Source organism: Blautia caecimuris (genome assembly GCF_024622975.1).
Taxonomy (GTDB): Bacteria; Bacillota; Clostridia; order Lachnospirales; family Lachnospiraceae; genus Blautia_A; species Blautia_A caecimuris.
The window spans coordinates 134,368-153,101 of the sequence record NZ_JANJZT010000006.1; the positions used below are offsets into that span (position 1 = coordinate 134,368).

Here is an 18,734-nt window from a genome sequence, read left to right on the forward strand (position 1 = left end):
GCTGGTTTTAGACAGAATCGTTTACCGGAACAGATTCTGGAAAAACAGCAGGTTATAAAAACAGACAGGAACCTATTTGATATCAATGTCGGTTCCTGTCTGTTTATTTTATAATTCTTTTCCTGTCAGTTCCACATATTCGTCGTAGTTATCTCCGCCTTTTTTAATTTTGGCAATACCAAATCCGGTGAAGCCCCAGATAATGGCAAAAATAACACCTGTGTAACACAGACATGCCCATGGAGCATACTGCGCGGTAGGAACTCCCAGAGTGGAGGTCATGTAAACGCCTGCCAGTGACCAGGGAACCAGCGGTTCCACAACGGTGATACTGTCTTCCAGTGTACGGGAAAGATTCTTTGTTTCAAGACCACGTTTAATATATTCTTCCCGGAACAGTCCTCCGATCATCAGGAAGGTAACAGAGGCCTCTCCGATTACAGTGATAATGATCACGCCCAGAAGAGCAGTAACAGTAATAAGCTGTCCGGTACCATGAATGTGCTTCATGATGTGGCTGAGGATCACATCCAGACATCCGGAAACAGTAAGCGCTCCGATAAATCCAAAAGCACAGAATGCCATCAGCGCTGTGTTCATCATGGAAGCCATACCGCCTCTCTGGAGAAGGTTTGGAACTTCTTGGACAATTCCTGCAAGATTCAGAGACGGATCTGTAAACATTTCCATTTTGAATCCACTTACCATACTTGTTGCGCAGGTCTGGAAGGAAAAATCCTGAACTGTCATTGCGATCACTACTGCTACGGCAGAGGAGATCATCATAACAGGAATGGTAGGCTTCTTTAAGAGGGAGCCTGCAACAACAATTACAGGCGGTACAAGCAGCAGAAGGCCTACCGGCATACTCAGGTCAAAAAGCTCTGCCAAGTGGTGATGATAGAGTCAACCTGTGAGATTTCTCCGCTTCCGGCAAAAGAAATTCCGGCAATCACATAAACCACGCAGCTGATGACAAAACCGGGGATTGTTGTGTAGAACATATGCCCGATGTGTTTATAAAGGTTTGTTCCGCTGGCAATGGCGGACATATTGGTGCTGTCGGAGAGCGGAGACATTTTATCTCCAAAATAAGCGCCTGCAACAATGGCGCCTGCTACTGCCGGAAGAGGAGCGCCCATGCCGGCAGCCACGCTCATGAGAGCTGCTCCTACAGTTCCGGCAGCGCCCCAGGAGGTTCCTGTGCTGACAGAAAGAATCACTGTCACAAGGAAAGAGGTTACAATGATAAATTTCGGATTAATGATCTGAAGTCCGATATAAACCAGGAACGGGATAGTTCCGCTGACGATCCACGCGCCGATCATCAGTCCTACAGTGATCAGAATCATGATAGCAGGAAAAGCCTTTGCCAGCTTATCTACAATTTCATTTTCCACATCCTTCCAGGTATACCCCAGAAAGAGACATAAAACAATGGTAAAAGCCGCACAGATAAGAAGTAAGATCTTAATATCTATGCTGAAAATAATTAACCCCAAAAACAATACTACAAACATGAACGCCAGCGGCAGAAGCGCAAGTCCGAGCCCCGGTGTTTTTTTAGTTTTTCCGTTGGTATTCTCTCCCATAATTAAGTCCTCTCAATCAGATTTTATCAAGAGCCTGTGAAAGATCTGCGATCAGATTTTCAGCTCCCTCCAGTCCACAGTGAAGTCTTACAATGCTTCTGTTCAGGTTATGAAAAGCCTGTTCTTCTTCACTCCAGTTATAAGTATAGGCAATAGCAAGACTTTCAAAGCCACCCCAGGAACAGCCGCGCTCAAAGATCTTCAGACTGTCTACAAATCTTGCGGTATCCTCTGCGGAGCCGTCAATTTCAATACTCATCAGACCGCATTCTCCTTTTTGCTGCTTACGTGCAAGCTCATATTGAGGATGAGATTTTAATCCTGTATAGTATACATGTTTTACCTTTGGATGATTTTCCAGGAATTCAGCTACTTTCATAGCAGTTTCATAATGTCTCTGCATTCTCACATCCAGGGTACGCAGACCGCGGATTGCAAGCCATGCTTCCATAGGTCCCAGTACACCTCCGAACCAATCTCTCTGAACCATGATTTTTTTCATGAATTCATCGTCCCTGGAGATCAGAACTCCGCCGATCAGATCGCTGTGTCCCCCGATATATTTTGTCATAGTGTGCATAACAATATCGATTCCCATATCAAGAGGCTTCTGAAAAACAGGAGTGGAATAGGTGTTGTCGATATAGGTTTTAATGCCGTGTGCATGAGCAAGCTTTGCAACTCCCTCAAGATCTACAACTGAAAAAATAAGGGTAGACGGGCTTTCCAGAATGATCAGATCTGTTTCCGGACGGATTGCATTTTCAAAATCTTTCAGATCAGTTCCGTCAACATAGGTTACGCTGATCTCCATTTTTTCTTTCAGGAAATCATTGAGAAGATGCTGTACAGGTCCGTAGCTTGCCTTCATACAGATCACATGGCTTCCGGTTTTGCATACAGCGAGGATTGCCGCGGCGCAGGCAGCCATTCCTGCAGAAAAAACAACGGCTCTGGTTCCGTGTTCCAGCGCGGCAAGCTTCTTTTCAAGAATAGTTACGGTTGGATTAGACGCCCTTCCGTAGTAATACTCATCTTTGAAAATGTCCACAGAGAAGTAATCCTCCACAGAATCAAATACATGAAGGGAGTTCATAAAAATCGGCGGTGTCACAGATTTCATGTATTTGGAGGGATCTTCTCCAAGATGAGTCATTGCCAGTAAATCCTGGTTATCTGTCATTGTGCTTCCTCCTTTGGTACAATGGTTCATTGGTTGAACCAATTTATAAGCATATTATGGACTTTGTTCAATTTTTTGTCAATATTTGAAAAAAATATTTTTGATTTTTGTAAAAAAGATACAAAAACCAATGATAAAATTTGTGCGTTTTTAAGGTGAAGGAATCCAGGAAGAGATTTTGCCGCACTCAAAAATCCGTTTATAAAACAGGCTTACCATGGTATAATATTTTTATAATGTGGAGGAAATTTTATGGAATTATATAATGTTTTGCTGGTGGATGATGAGGCTGACGTTCTTCAGGCAATGAAGAAAAAAATCGACTGGGAAGCGCTGGGATTCTGTCTGGCGGGAACCGCAGAAAATGGTCAGGAAGCCCTGGAAATGGCAGAGCAGCTTCATATAGATGTGGTTATGACAGATATTAAAATGCCTTATATGGACGGACTTACTTTGTGCAAAAATCTGAAGCAGAGCTACCGGAATATGAAAGTGATCATTTATTCCGGGTTTGATGATTTCGAGTTTGCCAGAGAAGCGGTTCACCTGGAAGCAGAAGAATATCTTCTGAAGCCGATCAGCGCAGGAGATATGGAGGCTGCGTTTTCAAAAGTCCGGAAAAAGCTGGATCAGGAGTATGATGAATACAGGAATCTGAACAGGCTGTCAGAGTATTATCGAAAAAGTCTTCCTGCCATGCGGGAGCAGCTTGTTATGGGGATCCTGGAAGGACGGATTGCAGGAGAACGGGCCAGAGCTATGATGGAAACCTATGAAATATGTCTGGATTCTCCTTTTTATGTGGTAGCTGCACTGTATATGGATGTAAATCCAAGAGAAGAGCAGCCGCAGCCGGCACAGCTGTTTACGCTGTCCTTAAAGGATATGGTTCAGGATTATCTGAAGAACAGAACCCGGTTTTTCAGTACGGCTTTTCTGGATCAGGTAATTGTTATTTTTATGCTGGATGAAAGAGAAGAAATCGATCAGGTTCTCTATCATCTGGACCAGATCTGCAAAATGGGCTTCCGTGTTCTGAAGTCATCTGTGACAGCTGCTGTGGGACAGATCTGCGCCAATACAGACGCTCTGCATACTTCTTATGAAGAGGCAGTAAACGCCATGGAATACAGAAGTATTCTGGGAAGCGGCCAGGTGCTTTATATCAATGATATTGAGCCCTGCTCGGAAGAAAATATCCTTGTCACAGAGCATGAGTTTCAGAACCTGGTTCATGCAGTGAAGCTGGGAAACAGGGACGAAACAAATGCAGCCATTGCTCAGATTATGGACAGTATCCGGAAGGAACCGATCTCTCCGGGACAGTATCAGCTTCTTTTTATGGAACTTTTGTCTGAGCTTATGAAGATCGGGCGCGCGTATAAACTTCATCCCAATCAGATTTTCGGGGAACATGCAGGCTCATGGCAGGAGCTTTACAGGATGGTAACAGTGGATGAACTGGAGGGATGGCTTCAGGAAGTGTGCACCAATCTGCGGCATGTCCTCAGGCATGAAAGGCGGGATTCGGCAGCAAGACTTACGGAGCAGGCAAAGGCATATATTGAGGAACATTATAAAGAAAGCGACCTTTCGGCGGACAGTCTGTGCCGTTGTCTGAATGTAAGCGCAGCTTATTTTTCTACGATATTTAAAAGAGAAGTGGGCATGAGCTTTGTTGCTTATCTGACAAAGATACGCCTGGAACATGCGCTGGAGCTTCTTCGTACAACAGAGGATAAAACATATATCATTGCGTCCAGAGTGGGGTATATGGAGCCCAATTATTTCAGCTATGTATTTAAAAAGCAGTATGGAATTTCCCCGTCAAAATACAGGGCAGAAATGTGCGAAAAGGAGAAAAATACAGATTAAGGTCAAAAGAGTTATCAGCTTATGAAGTACATAAAAAATAAATGGAATCAGCTTGTTGGCTATATAAAACGCCGGGATCTGCAGTTTGTGATCTCAGCTTCTTTTACCCTGGTCGCTCTCATAGGAATGGTATTTATTGGCGTTTTTCTTTATCAGAGTTATGGCAGAGCAGCAAAGGAAATGATGCTGAATGATACCCGTCAGCTTGTAAATCAGGTTGAGATCAATCTGAATAATTATCTCCGGAGCATGATGCGTATTTCTGACGCCATGTACTATAATGTGATCAAAAAAGTAGACATGAGCAAAGACGATATTTCTCATGAACTGAACCTTCTTTATGAGGTAAATAAAGACAGTCTTGTAAGCATTGCATGTTTTTCGGAGAATGGTGAGCTGCTGGGGGCAGTGCCTGTGGGAAACGTAAAAAATAATGTAGATGTCACACAGCAGAGCTGGTTTACCAGCGCCCAGAATAAAATGGAGAATCTTCATTTTTCAGAGCTTCATGTGCAGAATATTTTTGAAAACAGCAATGGACGCTATTATTGGGTAGTGTCTTTAAGCAGGGGAGTTGAGCTTACCACAGAAGGCAAAATATCCGGTGGGATTCTGCTGGTTGACATGAATTTCAGCGGAATACGTCAGCTTTTTACAGAGATCAACAGCCAGGATATGGGGTATGTTTATCTTATTAACAGTGATGGTGAGATTATTTATCATCCCAAACAGAACCTTATTTTTTCCAATATGTTGAAAGAAAATAATAAAGTAGCCAGTCACTATGAGGACGGTGTATATGAAGAAAGGTTTCTGGGCGAAGACCGGACAGTTGTGGTAAAAACCGTAGGCTATACCGGCTGGAAAATTGTCAGCGTGACACCCACAGACAGGCTGTTTAAGGATTTTAACAGAACGGAAATTATGGCTGTGATCATTATTATCCTGGCTGTATGTCTGATGATATTTGCCAATCGGTTTGTGGCTGTACGAATTGTCAAACCTCTGAAAAAACTGGAAAATTCTCTGAAAGCTATCGGGGTGGATCAGAAACCTGAAATTTATATTGGAGGTTCTTCGGAAATTCAGCATCTGGGAAAGACCATCCGTTCTATGGTAGATCAGCTGCGGAAACTGACGGATGATATTGTAAAGGAGCAGGAAGAAAAGCGAAAAAGCGAGTTGGATGCCCTTCAGTCTCAGATCAATCCTCATTTTCTTTATAATACCCTGGATTCTATTATGTGGATGATAGAAAGCGAACGCTATCAGGACGCTGTATTTATGGTTCATGCTCTTGGAAAGCTGTTCCGGATCAGCCTTTCCAGAGGAAGAAATATCATTACAGTAGGGGAAGAACTGCAGCATGCAGGAAGCTATCTGGATATCCAGAAGTACAGATATAAGAACAAATTCACTTCCTTTTTTGAGGTTGAAGAAGGGATTGAAAAGTACAGAACAATTAAGCTGATCATTCAGCCGCTGATCGAAAATGCAATCTATTATGGTATGGAATATATGGACGGCGAGGGAGAAATTTATATCAGGGCTTATACAAAGGATCAGGAGCTTTTTATAGAAGTTGAGGATAATGGTCCGGGAATGCCGGAAGAGCAGGTGGCCGGACTTCTGACAGAGGAATCTGAAACCCGGAGCAGAGGATCGGGCATAGGGCTGAAAAATGTACATCAGCGTATTCAGCTTTATTTTGGAACAGAGTACGGACTGGAAATTGAAAGTGAGCCGGATGAAGGAACAACCGTGCGTATTCATCTTCCCGAAACAGAAGAGGCTTCCAGTGTGGAGAAGGGGGACAGACAATGAAAAAGAAACGGTTTCAGTGGAAAAGTCTGGCGCTCCTTTTGGCTGCTGTGACCGCGCTGGGCGGCCTGTATTACTACGGGGTTTTTGCCCGGAAAAAAGAGTCTTCGGATGTTTATTCAGTGATTCTTTATCAGAATACAGAGGATGAATGGGGAACTCTTATTCAGGGAATCATGCAGGCAGAAGAAGATCTGAACGTAGATGTAAATTATATTTATCTTTCAGAAAATGATACGGCAGAAGATCAGATAAAGGAAGTAAATAAGGAGATCCGCGGAAAAAGTTCAGGTATTTTAATGGCTGCTGTAAACAGCCGGGAGATTCAGGAAGTCCTGGAAAATATGATGATTTCTATTCCGATTATTTTTGTGGAAACAGGCGCAGGAGATTCTTTTCCTGTGATCCGGTCTGATGATTATGCTATGGGAAAGGCCTTGGGGGAGGCTGTTCTTCAGGATATGGAACAGACAGGAAACCCCAGGAAGGTAACGATCATAACAGAAAATATGCAGAGGGACAGTGTGAGCCTGCGCTATAAAGGCCTGAAAGATACACTGGAGCAGGCAGAACAGAGTGTGCTGATAAGCAGTCTTGGCGGAGAGTTCAGCGCCAGTCTTTTTGACCAGATTTCCTATCTGGTAACTCTGGATAAAAGTACAACAGAACGGGCAGCTGCATTGTGGAAAGAGAGCAGTCAGACCCGGGGGGAAAATAGAAATATCTGCAGGATATATGGGACAGGAAACACTGCTCAGACGGTAAATGCTCTGGATAACGAAGATATTTCCATGCTGGTTTATCAAAATGAATTTAACATGGGATATCAGGGGCTTACCTGCCTGGTAGAAAATAAGAAAAAAGAGTGGATAGAGAAAAATACCAGCATCAGATACAGAACAGTAACAAAGAAATCTCTGTATGAAGATGAAAATGAACGTTTGCTGTTCTCGGATATCTGATCCGTAGGAGGAAGGGAAAGTGAACAGGGAAAAAAGAACATGGGTCCTGGCAGGAATATGCTGTATGACAGTAGTTTTCAGCGGATGTTCGGGCAGCAAAAAGACTGCGGAAATACAGCCGCAGAGCATAAAGATCGGTGTCAGTGTGTACGATCAATATGATACATTTATGTCAGAAATCATTTCCCAGCTTCAGTCATATGCCAGAGAAAAGGAAAAGGACTGGGGAATTTCCATTACTTTGAATATTCAGAATGCAGATCAGAGTCAGTTTACTCAAAATGATCAAATGGAAAATTTTATTGAAGAAGGATGTGATCTTGCATGCATTAATCTGGTTGACAGAACGGACGCTTCCATCATTATTGAAAAAGCAAAAAGTAATCATGTTCCAGTGATATTTTTTAACAGAGAGCTGGTGGAAGAAGATCTGGAACGCTGGGAGGAGCTTTATTATGTAGGGGCAGATGCTTTTGAATCCGGGCAGCTTCAGGGAGAAATCCTGGTAGAACAATGCGAACAGGATTTTGTATCTATTGACACAAACGGGGACGGCATTCTTCAATATGTGATGCTGGAAGGCGAGGCAGGACATAATGATTCCATGGTACGCAGTATGTCTGTAATCAATAAAATTACAGAAAGCGGATACACAGTAGAAAAGCTTGATGATGAGATTGCCAACTGGAACAGGGATCAGGCATCCACTAAAATGACACCGTTTCTTAATTCTTATGGATCTGAAATTGAAGTGATACTTGCCAATAACGACGATATGGCGCTAGGGGCTGCCGATGCTCTTAAGGCCCGGGGAATGGACAGTCAGTCAGACGACTGGCCGGTGATTTTGGGAGTTGACGGAACAGATGTAGGGCTGAAGGCCGTAGAAAAGGGAGAGCTTCTTGGCACTGTTCTGAATGATGCAAAAGGACAGGCCCGGGGAATGCTGGAGCTGGCGGGCTCTCTTATTCTGAAAAAGGATCTCAGTCCTGAATATACGCTTCAGGATGGAAAATATATTCGTCTTCCCTATCAGAAAGTAACGGCTGAGAATGTAAGTGAGATACAGAGCCGCCAGTCAGAATAAGGTATATAAAAACCGGGGTCTGAAAGACCCCGGAGAATAAAGAGAAGATGAAAGCATCAGCCTTCAATTGAAATATAGCCGGTGTTTTCTATTTTTTTCGGCGCTTTCTTTGGTACAGAAAGCCTCAGGATGCCGTCCTCATATTTGGCATGGATATCTTCCTGGGCAACATCCTCTCCTACAAAGAAGCTTCTGCTCATAGTGCCTGCATAACGCTCTCTGCGGATGTAATTGCCCTGTTTATCCTGCTGGTCTTTGTCAAGACCTTTGGCAGCGGATAAGGTAAGATAGCCGTCTTTCAGCTGAACTTTGATTTCATCTTTTTTAAAGCCTGGCAGATCAACATCAAGTTCATAGCTGTCGTCTTTTTCACGGATGTCTGTTTTCATCATGTTCTGAGCATGTTTTCCATATAATGGATTTTTCTTTCCCCAGAAGTTGTCATTGAATCCAAAGTTCATCCAGTCATCATCAAATAAGTTTTCTCCAAAAATACTAGGCATTAACATAAGTCATCTCTCCTTTTTTTATTATCTATGTTAATATGTGTTATTACGGAACCGGGAGGTTTCAGGAAATTAAAGATGCAGGTTTTGTATCTTTTTATTTCCTTTCCTTTGTTCTATATGTAATATAACACTTATTGTTAGCAGAGTCAAGAGGTGAGTGCTAATATTTTTGTTATTTTTTTGCAAACCCTTTAAAATCAATGGTTTGCAGTATCTTATTTCTTTTGAAATTGTGATTTTTTCTGTTTTGACACCAATTTGACACCAATTTTTCTTTTTGTGGTGTCAAGCATTTAACACCATACTATCTAGTCTTGCAATCTCATTTTCAATCCTTGTCAGCTCTCCAATATGGTTGTACACTTCCATTGTTACATCTATATGAGCGTGTCCCATAATATATTGAAGAACTTTTACGTCCATACGGCACTCTGCCATTCTGGTACAAGCTGTGTGACGCATTACATGAGCTGAAAACTTTGGTAACAGCTCTGCTTTCCTATGCTCTTTTTTTGCTCTCTCTACTTCGGTTTTGTTATATGCGTCTACAATGTTATATAAAACACTATTTACGCCATTCGGCATAAGCGGTCTGCCCGATTTCGCTGTAAAGACAAACCCCGAATACCCGTCCACCTCAATGCTCTTATCCTTTGCAAGCATGAAATTGATTTTACTTTGTTCCTCAAAGGCTTTTGCAACTTCTTGTGTCATAGGTATAATACGAATACCCGACTCCGTTTTTGGTGTTGAGATATGGAACTTGCAACCATCGCCTAAATTCTTATATATGAGCTGGTGGTCTACATTAACCGTTTTTGCCTTGATGTTTATATCTTTCCATGTAAGACCAATCAACTCCCCACACCTTAACCCCGTACCAATCATTATGGTAAACATGGGATAATATGTGTTATAGACATTGCTCTGTTTTACAAACTCCATAAACTTTTCTTGTTGAGAAACAGTTAAGGCTTCTTTTTCCTCTGCTGGTTTTCCATAATCGCTAATGGAACTCTTTGCAGGGTTCTTTCGGATAATATCATCATCAACAGCCATTTCTAATGCAGGATAAAGCAGGTTGTGAATATACTTGATTGTAGAATAAGCATATCCAGCTTTGGAAAGTTTCGCATAATACGCTTTGATATGTGAGGGTAAAAGCTGAACAACTTTAATATTTCCAATCTCGTCTTTTACTCTGTTTTCCCAAGCACGAACATAACTAACTCTTGTAGTATCAGCCAGCTCACGAGTTGCCATATAACGCTCAAATAACGTGTTGAGCGTCATTTTTTTGATTGCTCCGTCTGTCAGTATGTTATCTTCCATATCTTTTGCAATCTGCTTCTCTTTCTCCCGAAGCTCTGGTAAATCTTGTGCATAGACTGTCAATCTCTTGCCTGTTCTTACATCTGTATAACGATAACTGTATCTTCCGTCATTACGCCAGTTTTCGCCCTCTCTTAATTTTCTTCCTTTTGGGTCTTTTCTACTAATTGCCATGAGAACCATTCCTTTCTGAAAAAGCCTCTTTTCTTGTTCTCACAGCGTGCTTTGTCCTTTCTTATTATACTACACACGCCAGAGAACATAAATAGAAAATCGCTCTATTCTTCCAAATATAGCAAGTATTTCTTAACCTTTTCTATGGAATAAAGAACCCTGCGACCTATCACAATTTTTGCTCCTGCCTGTTCTCCTATTTTTCTTGCAGTAGCACGACCACAAGATAACATAGCAGACAGTCCCTCTATATCAACAGCAATCGGCTGTTCCGTTGCTCTTATCTTCGTTTTATTCATATTCCAACACCTTACCTCGCTGGAACATTACATCATTTAACACATCAGTATCATTAGTCATAATGTAACACCCCCTTTACTGTGTGTCTATTTTATAAGTTACATAAGCAGGCAGACGGCTTTGGAAAGCTCCGTTAGTATCTCAACAATTCCCATTCTTGTGGGCAGAACCGCACCATGCGGACGTATCATTATTCTGTGAGGATAGGTCGTGGCAAAACGACTTTTCCAATAGTCGCTCTCGGATCACTGCGTGGGTCGCTCGCTTTCTTTTGAAAAGGTTATGGCGTACAGTCCCCGTGGCTCACTATCTCACAAACGTATCTGTCTGCTTTATTCAGTTGTCAAAGAACTATCGGCTATCCAGCCTATTAAAATCAATTTTTAAATTTGATTTTAATAGAATGGCAAGTGAAGTGGCAGGAAAGGGGGACGTGCCAGACTTCACTTGTATGTATTACATCACTACAATTTCAAAATTCATCAGCATATCAAGTAACGCTATCTGAACTCTGTTTTTTAATTCAGCGTCCACCACCATGCAGACATTACCGTATTCGTCATACAATTTACGCAGGCACAGTTTGGAAATGTAGCCGTCATAAAATTTCATAACTGTTTCAATCGCTTCTGGGTCGCCCTCTGTTGCTGATAAAATAATCTCAAAAGGCAGATGTTCATATTTTTTCATTTGCGTTCCTCCATAATTTTTCTCATTGCTTCAAGTGTTTTTGTTCTGTGATACTGGACGTTAGAACGGGGAATTTTAATAAATTCGCTGATTTCACTGTCCGACATATCCATAAAGTAGGACAACAAAATAATGTTGCGTTTCTTCTCTGTCAATGTTTTAAGGGCTTCGCTTAACTGGTCGTCCTCAATCCATACTTCAATGCCTAAGATGTTAAATACAGTATAATCACTTTCGTATTTATCCAATTCTCCAAAACGTGATTGTTCATAATCTGGAATATCTGAAAATAAACATTCGTGCTTCTCACGTCTTTTCATATCACGGTAGCCTTTCTTTACTGCACGTTTAATCACTTTTTTTGAAAGGCAATCAAACTGTGCTTCAATGGCTTGTTTGAAAGAAGATGTTTTCATTTGCTCACCTCCTTTCCGTGCTGGATTGAAATAAACTTTTGTTTATTTCCCCCTTTCCGCACCCTAACTACCAAGAGAGGTGGCAAACTACCAAGATTTTCAAAAAAATTTTTCTGAAAAACAAAAACAGCCCGACAATGTGTAATTACACAAATGGACTGTTTTATAAATGCTAGTGATATGAAATTTTAATTCATATAAAGGGTATAATGATTGTAATAGCGGACTGAAATATTTATCCAGTTGAGAACGACGAAGCGTTCTTCCGTATGCAATCATGGTATAGCCCCCTTTAACCAGAGCCATACCTTATATACTCCCAATAAAAAAGGACAGTTCTGGTTATATCCAAAACCGTCCCGTTATTTTTCAAGACGCACAAAAGTATATTATCTGGGAACGGTTTTTTTTATTTACCGCACACGATAACAGCTTTTGAATTATTACTGCATACTATATGCAATTTTAACACATTCTAAATATACAGCATGAAGTATAAACTCATGCTAGGTGATTTAAAATGAGAAAAGCAAAAGAAACACAGACTTTTGATTTCAGACCTTTAGGACTGGCAATCAGAGAAGCCCGTGAGAGAGCAGGGCTTTCTCGTAATGATTTAGGCGATAAAGTGTTCTATGGGGAACGGCATATCGCAGATATTGAAAATGTTGGTTCACACCCAAGTTTTCAATTATTCCATGATTTAGTTACCATGTTCAATATATCGGTTGATGAATATTTCTATCCAACAGAGAAAGTTGTAAAAAGCACAGCTCGCCGTCAAATAGAAACATCTCTTGATTTATTGAGTGATAGCGAATTAAAAATCATTCAAGGTACGATTGACGGTATCTTGAAAAGCAGGGAGAGCAAGAAGTAATCAGCTTCTTGTTTTCCCCTTTTTTGCATTATCTATTTGCTGATCTGCTCCGCAGGTAGCAAATAAGAACCGACAATCTATAAGTTACAATAACCTACAAATTATCGGCTCTGCGTCTTAGCGTCTGGCTCTTTGATAATAGTTACTTTTCCATGCTTTATATTGATTAAAGTTTCCATTTTGCACTTTGGACAGAACAATGGGAAATTTATCAATTCCGTATCTTTTCGTACCTTTGTGCGTGTCTTACTATTGCAAATGGGGCATAATTCCCATGATTGTTTCATTACAGAAACACCACCTTTATTTTAAAAGTTCATCATAGTATTTTACGTTTCCTGTCGAGTAATAATTGTAAAAAGCAGTAATTTTCTTGTCAGAATATACATTAAGGCTCTTTAGAATATTTTTCGTCCATTCTAATGAACCTGCCGAACTTGCTGTCACTAAGTTTCTGTCTAAAACGGAATTAGAACAAACATACGAGCTCTGTCCTGCATAGTTTTTTGAAAAGAAATTTAGATACTCCAGAGAATTACTTGTGTGTTTAAATTTATCTAATATACCATAATCAGCAAGTGCGAGTGTTGCCCCACAAATAGCACCTACTAAAATATTTTTGTTTAAACATTCTTGTGCTTTTTCCAATATTTCTTGATTTTCTTTACTTCCCCAAGTAGAAGAACCCGGTAAAAGTAGAGCTGTACTAGCGTTGAAATCAACTTCTGATATAGTATAATCTGGAACAATTGTTAATCCACCTAAAGTTAAGACGGGTTCTTTATTAAAACCAACTGTCTTTACTTCAAATTCTTTAGTTCCATTTTTTAATAATTTTTCCATACTGAACGCTTGTAAAATATAACCAATTTCGCATTCTGCCATGTCGTCTAATAAATATACATATACTTTTTTCATTTTCACATCTCCTCATATTTTCGATATGAGAAAATTATATAGCAGGAATAGTGACAAATGTATGTCACTATTAAGTGAAATTTTTCTTTATTTTGCTGATATGAGCTAATACCTTTTCTTTGTATTTTTGAGGGGATAATATTTTTACTTTATCGCAAAGTCCCAAAAGGATTGAGAATGTCATAAAATCATTTTCTTTAATCTCAATTTCTCTTATAAAACAGTCGTTGACAGTTTCAACAATTTTCCCTTTAAAGTATTCATTAACTAAAGTGTCTATTTCTTGTTTATAAGATAGAGTAACCATAATATTTGTCTGATTGCGTCTTTTTTCAAAATCAGATAAAAGGTCAGCTATATTATCTTTTGTTTGAAAAAGTTCTTTTGTTAAAGAAATATTTTTCATTCTTACCACTTTGAACATACGATAATCATTTTTAAAGGTATCATATCCAAAAACATACCAGGAATACCACCTATAATATGTATGTAATGGGTTTAGAAAAACTTTTTTTGTATTTCCTGCTGAATTAGTATATGTAAATTTTATAGTTCGCTGTTCTTTTGTTGCTTTATTGATTAAGTCTACGCACCTCATAATTTGTGGACTTTCAGTTACAACAGAGAAATCAACATCTGGAAGTGCATTGATATTCACATCATTATAGAGATGCTTCATTTTTTCGTAAGTTTCAATGACTTTTTTATTTCCGTAAACAGTTCTTAGACTATTTAAAGCAAGCAAAATATATTCTTTATTGTTGCTGTCAATAATTTTTTCATCAATCTTAAAATCTTTATTTATTATATAGCCACCATTTACACCTAATTCAGAATAAATCGGAATACCGGCAAGAGTTAGTGTATCAATATCTCGTAAAATCGTTCTGCGAGATACTTCAAACTTTTGTGCTAATTCATTTGTTGTTACGCACTCTCTATTTATTAAATAAAAGATTATTCCTATCAGACGTTCTATTTTCATACTTTCAGCCCTTTAACTGTTTTCTTTGTAATTATATAAATATATTCCTCTGGTGTAGGACGCTTGTTTCCAAAATACTTTTTGAAATTTTCGTGTACCTCTGGATCGGTGCTGTTCATAGCTTCATCAATCGTTGTTTCAATATTAGTCCGAATATCAACTAGCGACATACCACCTGCTTTTGCACCTGTTTTCAAAGCCTTTTTTATTTCCCGTTTTCTTAGCCTTGTCATTTACAACTCCCTCCTAATAATGAGTATTGAAATAATTAAATTGAAATAAACGGCTCAATGTACTTTTGTATAAAATCTATGCGGTCAAATATTGTTGGTTTAAAATATGAAGTAACTGCTATTACTATGTTTTTCAACGGATTTACATAGATAACATTCCCACTATTTCCTATGGCTGCATATATACGCTTATTTTCATCTACAATCCACCAAAGATACCCATAAGACATATTTCTAAATTCTTCTCCGCATTTATAATTTGGTTTTGTTATTTCTTCAATCCATTTAGATGATACAATTTGTTTTCCATTATGAACACCTTTATCTAAACAAAGTTGTCCGATTTTCGCCATATCTATTGCAGAAAAGCATAAACCATATCCAGCCGTACCTATTCCTTTTGGGTCGCAAAACCATATATTTTTTTGCGGTTCTTTAGATATAGTAAAATGTTTATGTTCTTCGGCAGTTTCCGCTAAATAATTTATATGTTTTTCTACTCCAATAGGTTCAAATAAAAACTTATTTGCAAAGTCAACAACTTTTATACCACTCGTTTTTGATATAATACCAGTTAGTATATGTATGCCTAAAGTTGAGTATTTGAATTGTCCAGTCAATCCTTTTCTTCCACCCAGAAAATCTAAAGCTGAAACCGTCCAATCATCACTTGAACAAATTTTAGTCCACGGTTCATACTTATACTTATAAGGTGCAGTCATAGTCAGTAAATGCTTGATTGTAACTTGTTGAATTGTTTTTTCCCCCCTTTTAATTTTATATTCGGGGAAAAAGTCTAGTACATGTTGGTCTATGCTTTTTATAAACTCTTTATCAAGTGCTATTCCTACAAGTAATGCCACAATACTTTTGGTTGCAGACATAACATGGCAAGTATCTATTTTTTTATAATTATTCCATTCATCAGAATAAACTTCTTTACCGTCTTTATAGCATGATATTTGACAGATATTAGGCTGTTTTTCTTCAATAAAATCGTGTAGTTCTTTTCTATTCATAGTATCAATCTCATCTCCATTTCGCGTTATCATATATGAAATATCCATCCACAAAATTTAAGTCTTTGATATATATTTGCTCATTTCTTTTTTACCGGATAATAAATTTCAGTTACTAGGTTATCTTCATTTGAAGTTTGTGTTGGGTCAGTAATATAAACTTCATAAAGGGGACCATTGTTTTCATAACCATTCTGTTCTGCCCATTTACATTGTTTCGTATAAATAGATGGCAAATTAGAATATCCGCCATGTAGAGTTGTTTTTAAACATAGTCCCGGACAAAAATCTCTTGTTCCCGTAACAAATTGCTTTACTGGAATAGCAAATTCTGTATCTAATCCCAAAGGAGTAAACTCATCGCTATGAAAAAGTACCATAGGCGGAGCAGTGACGGTTAATTTGTCATATTGAATTTTCCTTAATATTGAATTAAAACAATAAGCGTATTGTTCTTCCATTTCAAACTTATAAACCATTTTACGAATAGAAACCAAATACATAACTGGTAATTCAACAAGTTGTACATCAATCTTATTCAAATAAGACATGATTGATTTTCCTTGTTTCAAAACTGCTATATCTTCATTTAACCGTTCTGCAATTTGCGAATATATCTGTATTTGTTTTTCTAATTCTACCTTTTTCTTATAAAGTTCTATGGATAATTTTTCATTTGGTATTTCTTCCGATGTAATAATCGCTCTAATTTCTTCCAAAGAAAAATTATATTGTTTTAGACGGTTAATAAATAACATAGTTTCTAATTGCTCAATGGAATAATATCTATAACCGTTCTCTTGATTGATTTTACTGGGTTTTATAAGTCCGATTTCATCATAATAACGAAGTGTTTTTGTAGAAACTTTACATATCTTTGAAAATTCACCTATAGATAACATAAATCTCCTCCTTTCAACTTACTTCCACACTTATAGTACACCTTGCCGTAAGGGTAAAGTCAATGTGATAATTCTATATGCTATTCCCCCACTTACACCTAAAATAACACGATAAGAAATGAATTTCCAACTATTTTTTAGTTTCATAAAAAGGCTTGTATGCCACTAAAAAAGTAACGTGCAAGCCTTTACTCAACTTGTTATCTTACAATCTTCCAGTTGCTATCCTTATGTAGCACAAGTTCATACTGCGATACCTGCGTCGCCTTTGTCTGATTATCAAGGAATTTCACAGCTACCTTGACTTTCACATTGTCCCCGTCCTTTGTAAATACTGGGTTTACCAATTCAGAATAAAGGTAGTCCCTGCCGATAGGTTCAAGCACATTTCCCGATACATAATAGGCAAGCTCTTTTTCTGTGGCTGTCGGGTACAGCTTAAAAAATGTTTCCAGAAAAGCGGTAGCGTCGTTCACGGTATCAGCGTCCACGCTTGCGTCTGTTTCTGGCGTCTTTGGCTCAAAGTCTGATTTTTCGATTGCTGGTGCAAGGGTAGGGCTCTGAACGATTACCATATCCCCGTCAGCGTCCACATGGACTTTTACAGTATAGGTTGCCTTGACCGCTGTTGTCTGTTCTCCCTCTTTTATCTGCTGATCTACTTCGTAGGTAGCAGAAAAAGTGTCTGTTCCCGACTGTTCGATATTCCAAACAATCACATCTGTAACCGTGGAGCTGGTCGGTATATCCGTTCTAATGGTATCCACATTCAAGTCCTGCAATTCCTTTGTCAGATAACCGCTGATTGCCTGCGTCCTTGCTTCGATAGCTTCTTTGCTGTTACTCCATGTGTAATAGGACTTTGCAAAGTTCTTCACGAAATTTTCTATCCCGTTGGTGTCCTGCAAGCGAAGCTCAATGACTTCTTTTTCATGGGTCGTGTGCTGGTCGATAGCCGTAAAATTCTTATACACCCCAAAACTCACGCTTGCGATAAGCACCACCCACAATGCAATCACGGTTTTCTTATGTGTGCCTACCTTGACAGTACGCACCTTTTTTTCTTTGACATTTTCTGTCTGTTTCTTATTCTTCTTAAACATAGTTTCTAAGTCCTTTCTATTGTTTTACTCGTCCTGCACCGATTAAGTGCTGTTGCCAGTAACTACTATTGAGGTCTGCATACCCTATCGGGTCGCCTGCATGGTACATCTGGTTATTTCCCACATAGTAGAGTAGGAAAGCACCGCCTTTCCTTATTTCTAGGGTAGGTTTGTGCAGTCCTCTCCCCGAACCGTGCTTGCATTTCTCAATGCACACGGCTCTCCATCTTTGCTCCGTTACAGGTTATTTCTTTTCGCCATGATGTATAGCCATGTGACACTTGTGGCATACCACGATTGTTTTCCGTCTTTTGGCTATCATTATCTTTTCCCATTCTGATTTTCCTTTAAGGTTTTTAACCTTGTTTACATGATGAATTTCGTATCTGTCACTTTCCGTACACCCACATACTTCACATATCTTCGCCTTTAATCGGCTTTCTAATGTTGTTACGTCATGGGAATAATTTTTAGCTGTTTGTGGAACAATATCAGTAAACTTCTTTCCTTTGCAGTCAGCATAATTCGCAAAATACATTTTCTTTATTACTGTTTTAGTTTCATAAGGAATAGCCCATTTGCCTGTACCGTCTTTATACATAGCTCTAATTTTAGAAACTTTGGAACGGTGCTTTCCTGCAAGTGTTTTCAAACAGCTATATTCCATAAGATAATTGAAATAGATTAGCTTGTTAAAATTGCTTGCCAACCCATAATAATTACAGATACCTCTTAATTCTGCATTATAAATAG

At 39.1% G+C, this 18,734-nt stretch carries 21 protein-coding genes and 1 pseudogene; 5 read left to right on the plus strand and 17 right to left on the minus strand.

Annotation, left to right across the window (positions count from 1 at the left end; genetic code table 11):
- Positions 1-108: 108 nt before the first annotated feature.
- From NSA57_RS06035 to NSA57_RS06045, 3 genes are read right to left on the minus strand one after another with little or no spacing between them, the layout of a single operon-like run.
- Positions 109-867 carry a Na+/H+ antiporter NhaC family protein gene (locus NSA57_RS06035; protein WP_257464315.1) on the minus strand — a complete coding sequence of 253 codons (759 nt, stop codon included), beginning with the start codon at positions 865-867 and terminating at the stop codon, positions 109-111.
- A gap of 2 nt (positions 868-869) precedes the next feature.
- Entirely contained in the window at positions 870-1,592 is a 723-nt protein-coding gene (locus tag NSA57_RS06040; protein ID WP_257464316.1) for a Na+/H+ antiporter NhaC family protein, read from the minus strand.
- Positions 1,593-1,608: 16 nt separating this feature from the next.
- Positions 1,609-2,775, minus strand: a complete 1,167-nt coding sequence (locus NSA57_RS06045; RefSeq protein ID WP_147599417.1) for a trans-sulfuration enzyme family protein — start codon at positions 2,773-2,775, stop codon at positions 1,609-1,611.
- Positions 2,776-3,027: 252 nt separating this feature from the next.
- Here NSA57_RS06045 and NSA57_RS06050 point away from each other — a divergent pair, with 252 nt between their 5' ends.
- The 4 genes from NSA57_RS06050 to NSA57_RS06065 are packed head-to-tail and all read left to right on the plus strand — an operon-like array spanning position 3,028 to position 8,520.
- Complete coding sequence (locus NSA57_RS06050) at positions 3,028-4,650, plus strand: response regulator (RefSeq protein ID WP_257464317.1); 1,623 nt, start codon at positions 3,028-3,030, stop codon at positions 4,648-4,650.
- 21 nt (positions 4,651-4,671) lie between these two features.
- The gene (locus NSA57_RS06055; RefSeq protein WP_257464318.1) at positions 4,672-6,474 is read left to right on the plus strand and encodes a sensor histidine kinase; all 1,803 of its coding nucleotides are present in this window, start codon (positions 4,672-4,674) and stop codon (positions 6,472-6,474) included.
- Positions 6,471-7,433, plus strand: coding sequence for a sugar ABC transporter substrate-binding protein (locus NSA57_RS06060; RefSeq protein ID WP_257464319.1), 963 nt, complete (start codon positions 6,471-6,473; stop codon positions 7,431-7,433). The genes NSA57_RS06055 and NSA57_RS06060 overlap by 4 nt, the downstream gene beginning before the upstream one ends.
- A gap of 19 nt (positions 7,434-7,452) precedes the next feature.
- A complete protein-coding gene (locus tag NSA57_RS06065) occupies positions 7,453-8,520 on the plus strand; it encodes a galactose ABC transporter substrate-binding protein (protein WP_257464320.1) in 1,068 nt (355 codons plus the stop codon).
- Positions 8,521-8,576: 56 nt separating this feature from the next.
- Here the strand turns inward: NSA57_RS06065 and NSA57_RS06070 are convergent, their stop codons facing one another.
- The 5 genes from NSA57_RS06070 to NSA57_RS06090 form a co-directional block, all read right to left on the minus strand.
- Positions 8,577-9,029 (minus strand): Hsp20/alpha crystallin family protein, encoded by a 453-nt coding sequence (locus NSA57_RS06070; RefSeq protein WP_147599424.1) that lies wholly within the window; start codon positions 9,027-9,029, stop codon positions 8,577-8,579.
- A 285-nt stretch (positions 9,030-9,314) separates the two neighbouring features.
- Entirely contained in the window at positions 9,315-10,535 is a 1,221-nt protein-coding gene (locus tag NSA57_RS06075) for a tyrosine-type recombinase/integrase (protein WP_195659748.1), read from the minus strand.
- A gap of 104 nt (positions 10,536-10,639) precedes the next feature.
- Positions 10,640-10,834, minus strand: coding sequence for a hypothetical protein (locus tag NSA57_RS06080; protein WP_004614488.1), 195 nt, complete (start codon positions 10,832-10,834; stop codon positions 10,640-10,642).
- A 457-nt stretch (positions 10,835-11,291) separates the two neighbouring features.
- Complete coding sequence (locus NSA57_RS06085; RefSeq protein WP_195659747.1) at positions 11,292-11,525, minus strand: helix-turn-helix domain-containing protein; 234 nt, start codon at positions 11,523-11,525, stop codon at positions 11,292-11,294.
- Positions 11,522-11,941 carry an RNA polymerase sigma factor gene (locus NSA57_RS06090; protein WP_195659746.1) on the minus strand — a complete coding sequence of 140 codons (420 nt, stop codon included), beginning with the start codon at positions 11,939-11,941 and terminating at the stop codon, positions 11,522-11,524. The genes NSA57_RS06085 and NSA57_RS06090 overlap by 4 nt, the downstream gene beginning before the upstream one ends.
- A 520-nt stretch (positions 11,942-12,461) precedes the next feature.
- Between NSA57_RS06090 and NSA57_RS06095 the strand changes: the two genes are divergently transcribed.
- The gene (locus NSA57_RS06095) at positions 12,462-12,821 is read left to right on the plus strand and encodes a helix-turn-helix transcriptional regulator (RefSeq protein ID WP_195659745.1); all 360 of its coding nucleotides are present in this window, start codon (positions 12,462-12,464) and stop codon (positions 12,819-12,821) included.
- Between the two features lie 101 nt (positions 12,822-12,922).
- Here the strand turns inward: NSA57_RS06095 and NSA57_RS06100 are convergent, their stop codons facing one another.
- The 9 genes and pseudogenes from NSA57_RS06100 to NSA57_RS06140 all read right to left on the minus strand — a co-directional run.
- Positions 12,923-13,108 (minus strand): cysteine-rich KTR domain-containing protein, encoded by a 186-nt coding sequence (locus tag NSA57_RS06100; RefSeq protein WP_195659744.1) that lies wholly within the window; start codon positions 13,106-13,108, stop codon positions 12,923-12,925.
- 16 nt (positions 13,109-13,124) lie between these two features.
- Positions 13,125-13,739: a DJ-1/PfpI family protein gene (locus NSA57_RS06105; RefSeq protein WP_076627786.1), complete on the minus strand. Its 615-nt coding sequence runs from the start codon at positions 13,737-13,739 to the stop codon at positions 13,125-13,127.
- A 70-nt stretch (positions 13,740-13,809) separates the two neighbouring features.
- Positions 13,810-14,724, minus strand: coding sequence for a helix-turn-helix transcriptional regulator (locus NSA57_RS06110; protein ID WP_217740939.1), 915 nt, complete (start codon positions 14,722-14,724; stop codon positions 13,810-13,812).
- Positions 14,721-14,957 carry a hypothetical protein gene (locus tag NSA57_RS06115; RefSeq protein WP_195659743.1) on the minus strand — a complete coding sequence of 79 codons (237 nt, stop codon included), beginning with the start codon at positions 14,955-14,957 and terminating at the stop codon, positions 14,721-14,723. The genes NSA57_RS06110 and NSA57_RS06115 overlap by 4 nt, the downstream gene beginning before the upstream one ends.
- Positions 14,958-14,992: 35 nt before the next feature.
- Positions 14,993-15,976, minus strand: a complete 984-nt coding sequence (locus NSA57_RS06120) for a serine hydrolase domain-containing protein (RefSeq protein WP_195659742.1) — start codon at positions 15,974-15,976, stop codon at positions 14,993-14,995.
- Positions 15,977-16,056: 80 nt separating this feature from the next.
- Positions 16,057-16,878 (minus strand): MerR family transcriptional regulator, encoded by an 822-nt coding sequence (locus NSA57_RS06125; protein WP_195659741.1) that lies wholly within the window; start codon positions 16,876-16,878, stop codon positions 16,057-16,059.
- A 200-nt stretch (positions 16,879-17,078) separates the two neighbouring features.
- A complete protein-coding gene (locus NSA57_RS06130; protein ID WP_195659740.1) occupies positions 17,079-17,981 on the minus strand; it encodes a conjugal transfer protein in 903 nt (300 codons plus the stop codon).
- A gap of 16 nt (positions 17,982-17,997) precedes the next feature.
- Positions 17,998-18,108, minus strand: a pseudogene (locus tag NSA57_RS19930) (peptidase P60); the annotation flags it as partial.
- A gap of 117 nt (positions 18,109-18,225) precedes the next feature.
- A partial coding sequence (locus NSA57_RS06140; protein WP_306814050.1) for an HNH endonuclease occupies positions 18,226-18,734 on the minus strand: 509 nt, incomplete at its 5' end.